The sequence below is a fragment of the Bacillus sp. 05T31 genome, assembly GCF_056396725.1.
On record NZ_JBFTMA010000183.1, the window covers coordinates 1 to 6,894 of the forward strand.

Here is a 6,894-nt window from a genome sequence, read left to right on the forward strand (position 1 = left end):
GAGTAATTACTTGTGGCTGTAGTTTACTCTCTTCTTTAAACGACTGGAAAGGGAATGAATGTATGGAAGCTTCTTCTTTCACGATTAATTTTTGATTAGAGAGTTTATGAATCTCTTGTACTTCTAAACTATTATCGATGTTATGTAGCCATCCAGATCCAGATGTAGTTTGTATGTAGTATGCATTTCCTTTTTTCTTTGTCGCCATTACTACTTGTTCTGTAATTTCTACATTTGTTTTGTTTTTTTAATCGCTTGATCCGTATGATGGGATTTTATTTAATACGTAAAGAAGGTATTCACCAGCAATTTCAATATTAGTCTCTTCATGATCTCTATGCTGTTTGGCATGTTCTTCAATACTTTTTAAAGCTTGTTCATCGGTATATATTTCCACGGATTTTTCTGCACTCTCTGCGAATGAATAAGTAGGTGCTATAAAAGTTTGTACGGCAAGAGAGAGGCTCAAAATATTGTAAAAGTTTTTTTTCATAATTGTTTTTAACACGTTAGAGTTTGTATATCGTGTTAATATTCCTCCTTTATACATTTTTATTTATTACCAAGTTCTAATACTTGATTACACATAGATTTTAACAAGAGTAAAGTAAGGTGTCTATACATCTAGAACAATATTTACAAAAATAAATATTGTGAATTTCGGAATAATGGGAAAGTATAAGAGGATAAGGTAAAACCTTCTGTATTGACCTTCAAACGCCCTTCAAGTAAACTAAAGAGAGTTTGCAAATGAAAAGGTGATAATGTTGTTAATTTCAATTAAAACGTTACAAGATGATCGTTTTTTACGTCCGCTACAAAATATTGGCGGTTTATTTTTTGAAGAGAGCACGATAGGGTTTGAGAAAGAAGAAGCAAATCTTATCGTTGATATACAGATAGAAGGTAATGTGACAGCATCAGCTCGTTTAACAGATGTTGCAACCGGAAATGTATATGAAGAAACATTCGCAAAAGATTTATCTGCTTTCACAGAAGAAAAAGAACGTATGAAGCAAGTGAAACATGTTGTTTCTTACGTATATCTTTCTGTACTTCAACAGCTAACTGGACTTGAACAGAGCTGGGGAATATTAACTGGGGTACGCCCAACGAAACTTCTTCACAAACTGCTTCAAAATGGTATGTCAAAAGAAGAAGCGCATAAAGAACTTCGTGAAAGTTATTTAATTCATGAAGAGAAAATTGAACTTCTTCAGCGTATTGTTGATTGCCAATTAGCGGTTGTTCCGGATTTATACCGCTTGAAAGAAGAAGTAAGTATTTACATCGGTATTCCGTTTTGTCCTACAAAATGTGCGTACTGTACGTTCCCGGCTTATGCAATTAACGGACGCCAAGGATCAGTTGATTCGTTCTTAGGCGGGTTACATTATGAAGTTCGTGAAATTGGTAAGTTTTTAAAAGAAAAAGGTGTTACAGTTACGACGATTTATTACGGCGGCGGTACACCGACGAGTATTACAGCAGAAGAGATGGATATGTTGTATGAAGAAATGTACCAAGCTTTCCCTGATGTGAAAGATGTACGTGAAGTAACAGTTGAGGCAGGTCGCCCAGATACGATCACACCAGCAAAGCTAGAAGTGTTAAATAAATGGAATATTGACCGTATTAGTATTAATCCGCAGTCATACCACCAAGAAACACTAAAGGCAATTGGACGTCATCACACTGTAGAAGAAACGATTGAGAAGTATCATTTAGCACGTGAAATGGGAATGAACAATATTAATATGGATTTAATTATTGGTCTTCCTGGTGAAGGATTAGACATCTTCAAGCACACGTTAGATGAAACAGAAAAGTTAATGCCAGAATCGTTAACAGTTCATACGTTATCATTTAAACGTGCTTCTGAAATGACGCAAAACAAACGTAAATATAAAGTAGCAGGTCGCGAAGAAATTACTGCGATGATGCATGAGGCGGAAGAGTGGACGAAGAACCATAATTACGTACCATACTATTTATATCGTCAAAAGAATATTTTAGGTAACTTAGAAAACGTTGGGTATGCAATACCGACGCAAGAAAGTATCTACAATATTGTTATTATGGAAGAAGTACAATCGATTATCGGACTTGGTTGCGGGGCATCAAGTAAATTTGTTCACCCACAAACAGGAGCAATTACACACTTTGCGAATCCGAAAGATCCAAAATCATATAACGATGGCTTCGTGAAATATACAGAAGATAAACTGAAAATTTTAGAAGAGCTATTCGTGTAAGAAGAAGGGGGTTGTTCCGATTTGGAACAGCCTCTTTTTATATTGTCAGTTTTTGTCGGTAAGTCGATATATTCAAAAATCGCCGATATAATTTCATTTACCATCAAACGGTCCATTTGTAAAACTATGTCGATAATAATCAGAAAAATTAGTCATATTATTAGAGGACAATGTCTACTTATAGACGAAATGATAGATTTATGAAAGAGAAAAGGGGGAAATTGTTGGCATGTACATGACGATAGGGAGAATTTTTGATTTGGCAGTTGGCAAGTATCCGAATAAAGAGGCGTTAGTAGAACCAGAAAAAAATATTCGTTGGACATATAAACAGTGGGATGAGCAAATAAATAAAACGGCGCAAGCTCTATTGAAAGAAGGAGTAAGAAAGGGAGATTGTGTATCTGTTTACCTATATAACTGTCGTGAATTTGTAAACGTTTACTTAGCCTGTGCGAAAATTGGCGCGATCTTCAATCCAATTAATTTCCGCTTAAAAGCAAAAGAATTATCGTATATCCTACAAGATGCAGCCTCGAAAGTAGTTRTCTTTGAAAAAGCAGTCGAATCAACAGTTGCTATGATTGAACGAGATTTTCCAAATTCGTCTTTTTGGTAYGTRGAAGACGATGCACCTTCCTATGCTAGTTCTTACCATGAAAAAGTAAATGAAGCATCAGCTGAAAAAGTAGATATTGTAGTMGATGAAATGGATTWTTGTTCTATGCTTTATACGAGCGGTACGACKGGTCATCCGAAAGGTGTACTACATCGCCAYCGTGATATGGCTGAGCATAGTATGATTTGTACGTATTTCATAAAATATAACAGGGATAGCGCCGGGCTTGTGGTAGCACCTTTATATCATTGCGGCGAGTTAAACGCTGGAATCATACCGCGTATTCAAGTTGGTGGAAAGAATGTTATTTTGCACCATTTTGATACGGATAGAGTATTACATACGATTCAAGAAGAGAAGATTACGACGTTTTTTGCTGCACCGACGATGTGGAATATGTTACTGCAAAAAGATTTAACTAAGTATGATTTAACTTCGATGAAGATTGGTGTATATGGCGGGGCTGCGATGGCTCCAGCGTTAGTGAAGGAATGCAAAGAACGCCTTTATATTGATCTTGTTCAAATTTACGGAATGACAGAAATGGGACCAGTAGTTGCGTTTCTTGTAGAAGAGGATCAGATTACGAAAGCTGGCTCAGCAGGAACACCATGCTTTAGCCATGAAATTCGAATTGTGAAACCGAACGAAGATGCACCAGCAGAGCCAGATGATATGTTGCCTCCTTATGAAGTAGGAGAAATTATTTTGCGCGGCCCAACTATGATGGCTGGATATCATAACCGAGAAGAAGCAAATGCAAAATCGATGTATAAAGGATGGTATCATTCTGGTGATTTAGGATACTTCGATAAAGACGGYTATTTATTCGTTGCAGATCGCGTTGAYGATATGGTAATTAGCGGTGGYGTAAATATTTATCCTCGCGAAATTGAAGATTTCCTTCATAGTCACCCTGGTGTATTAGATGTTGCAGTACTTGGTGAGCCAGATGAACTGTGGGGAGAGCGTGTCGTTGCGGTCGTTGTAAAGAAAGATGAAAATATTTCAGAAGTCGATTTAGAAACGTATTGTAAAGAAAGTGATGAATTAGCAGATTATAAACGTCCGCGTCATTACTTATTTGTAGATGAACTTCCTCGTAATGCGAGCGGAAAATTACAAAAATTTGTGTTGAGAGAGTCGTTGAAAGGCGCGAAAAAATAGGGAGCTATCTTTACAAATAAGACTATCTTTCTTAATAAGGAAATAGTGTCAAGCTCTTGTGTTTTTAGTTTGAGAACGGGCTGTATATAAAAAGTGGAGACTATGTGTCCCCGCTTTTTATTATTCTTGTACGCATATAAGTTTGTTGATGAAAGATTTAATTTATACCTTTTAAAATCACATGTTTTATTTTTTTGCGAAATCGGGTGATTAGCGTAATGATAATAATACCGAAGATAATTTTCCAAATGTGTTGTTCAAGTACGATGAATATATCTTCTAAGTTTTCCCCTAACCAGTAACCACCGATTAGGAAGAAGGATACCCAAAATAGGGCACCTGAATAAATTGTCATCGCAAAGCGGCGAAACGGTAAGTTGATAATTCCTGCAAAGTATCCTGTAAAGTGGCGGACGCCTGGAATGAAAAAGGCGATAAAGATTAGAAAATATCCGTATTTATCAAACCACATTTTCGTTAAATTAATTTTTCGTTCTGTTAAAAATACATATTTCCCGTATTTCTGAATGAAAGGCATGCCAAGTTTATTTCCTAAAAAGTATTGGAATGTCATACCTACGCTTGTCCCGATAAAGGATAAAACAATTAAAATTGGTAAACTCAAATCACCTTGATGTGATAAAAATCCTGCATAGGCTAATGTTGGCTCTCCTGGAAACGGTAGAGCAATATATTCTAATAGTAATCCGACAAGTACGACATAATACCCATATTGCTGAAATAATTCGTGAATCCATTCCATGTTGTGTGCTCCTTTTTAAATTGAAGTTGTTACACAGCTTCCTCTTTTTCACGCTAATCGAACTGAAACAATAGTAGTAGAAGAGTTTGGCTGGAGGATTTAAGCTAGTATGATTTTTTGACAACCACTCGCGAGTGATATCATACTTAATATAGCTCTTTGCTAATTAGCAAAGAGCATTGAAGTGTAAATGTTACTATTAGTTAAAGTTATAGCGGTACAAAAATACGTTGAAATCTTCTTCTTTTGGTCCAAAATTAACTGCTTTTTCTTGTATACGTTGGAAGTTTTGTCTGTCATAAAATTCATAGTTGCATTCATTATCTGTATATAAATATAAAGATGTCACTTCTTCTTTTGTCATGTATTGGAATAAATGATTTAATAAAGATTTCCCAACTCCAAGACCTCTAGATTCTTCGGATACGATGAATAATTGTATACAGCCTTGAAAATGATCTTCTTTTCCTTGAATTAGTTCTTTATATGTTTTTTGAACTTTTATAAATGCTTTTAAAAACTCTCTATTCTCTTTATTCGTCATGAATAGTTTCAGCGTGTTAAAGGCAAAGCTAACATTATTATGGAATCTCTTTAAACGGTTTTTATCTTTTTCGGAATCGCCTAAAATGACACCGATAATTTTATTATCGTTTTCAGCTACCTTACTAAAGGAGCTTCCTAAAATGCAACTGTGTAGGTAGAAGTTTAATATTGAATTTAAAAATTTTTTATCTGTAATGAATTCATTAAATCCAAATGCCTCACCAATTAAATGTTTTATAGGCTCATAGTCTTCTTTGACAAGATTTCTATATTTTACTGTGTTCATAATCGTATACTCCCTTTATTAATGTAAATGACTTATTATAAATAGTAATGTCTCCTCTAAGGGGAGAGTCAATAGTTGCATGCGAAAAAATAAAAAGGAAGAGATTCAGGTGAAAACATTATTTTCTATTGGAGAAGTTGCAAAAATAAAGGATATTACGATAAAAGCGTTAAGGTACTATCATAAGATGGGGATTCTTATTCCAAAACATGTTGATGAATCAACAGGATATAGATATTATTCTATAGATCAATTCATTCACATTGATATTATAAAAAGCTGTAGAGAGTTGAATACCAGTATAGTAGAACTTCAAGAGATTTTTAAGGAATGTGATATGGATAAATTGCTGCAATTTTTACAATTAAAGAGAGAGGAAGCGGAAGAGCATATAAAGAAAATGAAAGAGGTAATGGAAACGATTGATGGGTTAAATGAGAAAGTAGGGAGTTCACAGGAAATATTAAAAGGTGATGAAGTGTGTATTCAGTTCTTTGAGCAGCGGAATGTGATTGTAGCGCCATGCAAAGAAGTGGGGAGTTTACAAGAGTTACTGTATTATTCTAATTTAGAGAAAATCATTCAAGAGTATGAAGATAAGATGTCAATGGAAATGGGTATTCTATATAATGTCAATGAAAAGTGGGATGTAGAACCAAAGTATGTTTTTAATAAAGTACAAGATCATGTACATATGGAAGAGATGCMAAATATAAAAGTATTACSGGGCGGGAAATATGTAACATTAGCGTATAGTAAAGAAAATGAAGAAGAACGTCGAAATACTATAATTAAATATATAAAAGAAAATAATATAGAAGTGGCGAGTTTTATTGAAGTAGAGTTAGTTAATGATTTTTTTAATACTGAGTCTTATAGTTGTCAAATTCARATTTTTATAGGGGATAGTGARAATAAGAAGTTTTGATKCCATAAWTTTAKGGATGGGACTGCCCAAAAAGCCTAATTTCGAAATGGATTTATGTTCTTATTGGGTTAAATTGCAACAGTGCATGAAATTATATCGAACACAACTCTACATATATCGACGTTTCGACAAAGGATATCGGCTTAACTACAAAATAAGACAATGATAGCCTACCTATTAATAAAAAGAGGGCCATCCCCARAAAAACTGGGACGGCCCTCTTTAGTAGTAAGGAACGTATTATTTGCGTGAGAAACCTTCTTCATCAAGGTATTCCGCAGCTTCTGGATAAGAGTTGAATGTACCGTCTAAGTTTACGCCAGCGTAAAC

5 protein-coding genes and 1 pseudogene are annotated in these 6,894 nt (G+C 34.8%); 3 read left to right on the forward strand and 3 right to left on the reverse strand.

Annotation, left to right across the window (positions count from 1 at the left end):
• Positions 1-493, reverse strand: a pseudogene (locus AC1DJR_RS13330) (hypothetical protein); the annotation flags it as partial.
• Between the two features lie 271 nt (positions 494-764).
• Here AC1DJR_RS13330 and AC1DJR_RS13335 point away from each other — a divergent pair.
• A complete protein-coding gene (locus AC1DJR_RS13335; RefSeq protein ID WP_002010930.1) occupies positions 765-2,255 on the forward strand; it encodes a coproporphyrinogen III oxidase in 1,491 nt (496 codons plus the stop codon).
• A gap of 229 nt (positions 2,256-2,484) precedes the next feature.
• Positions 2,485-4,041 carry a fatty acid--CoA ligase gene (locus tag AC1DJR_RS13340; RefSeq protein WP_477002789.1) on the forward strand — a complete coding sequence of 519 codons (1,557 nt, stop codon included), beginning with the start codon at positions 2,485-2,487 and terminating at the stop codon, positions 4,039-4,041.
• 157 nt (positions 4,042-4,198) lie between these two features.
• Here the strand turns inward: AC1DJR_RS13340 and AC1DJR_RS13345 are convergent, their stop codons facing one another.
• The gene (locus AC1DJR_RS13345) at positions 4,199-4,804 is read right to left on the reverse strand and encodes a DedA family protein (protein ID WP_429687042.1); all 606 of its coding nucleotides are present in this window, start codon (positions 4,802-4,804) and stop codon (positions 4,199-4,201) included.
• 199 nt (positions 4,805-5,003) lie between these two features.
• A complete protein-coding gene (locus AC1DJR_RS13350) occupies positions 5,004-5,636 on the reverse strand; it encodes a GNAT family N-acetyltransferase (RefSeq protein WP_429692116.1) in 633 nt (210 codons plus the stop codon).
• Between the two features lie 79 nt (positions 5,637-5,715).
• Here AC1DJR_RS13350 and AC1DJR_RS13355 point away from each other — a divergent pair, with 79 nt between their 5' ends.
• Positions 5,716-6,564 carry a MerR family transcriptional regulator gene (locus AC1DJR_RS13355; RefSeq protein WP_477002790.1) on the forward strand — a complete coding sequence of 283 codons (849 nt, stop codon included), beginning with the start codon at positions 5,716-5,718 and terminating at the stop codon, positions 6,562-6,564.
• Positions 6,565-6,894: the final 330 nt, after the last annotated feature.

What these genes read in the sequence shown, in the direction of transcription:
- AC1DJR_RS13345 (WP_429687042.1), bottom strand. Translation starts at nt 4,804, where the DNA reads ATGGAATGGATTCACGAATTATTTCAGCAATATGGGTATTATGTCGTA.
- AC1DJR_RS13350 (WP_429692116.1), bottom strand. Translation starts at nt 5,636, where the DNA reads ATGAACACAGTAAAATATAGAAATCTTGTCAAAGAAGACTATGAGCCT.
- AC1DJR_RS13335 (WP_002010930.1), top strand. Translation starts at nt 765, where the DNA reads ATGTTGTTAATTTCAATTAAAACGTTACAAGATGATCGTTTTTTACGT.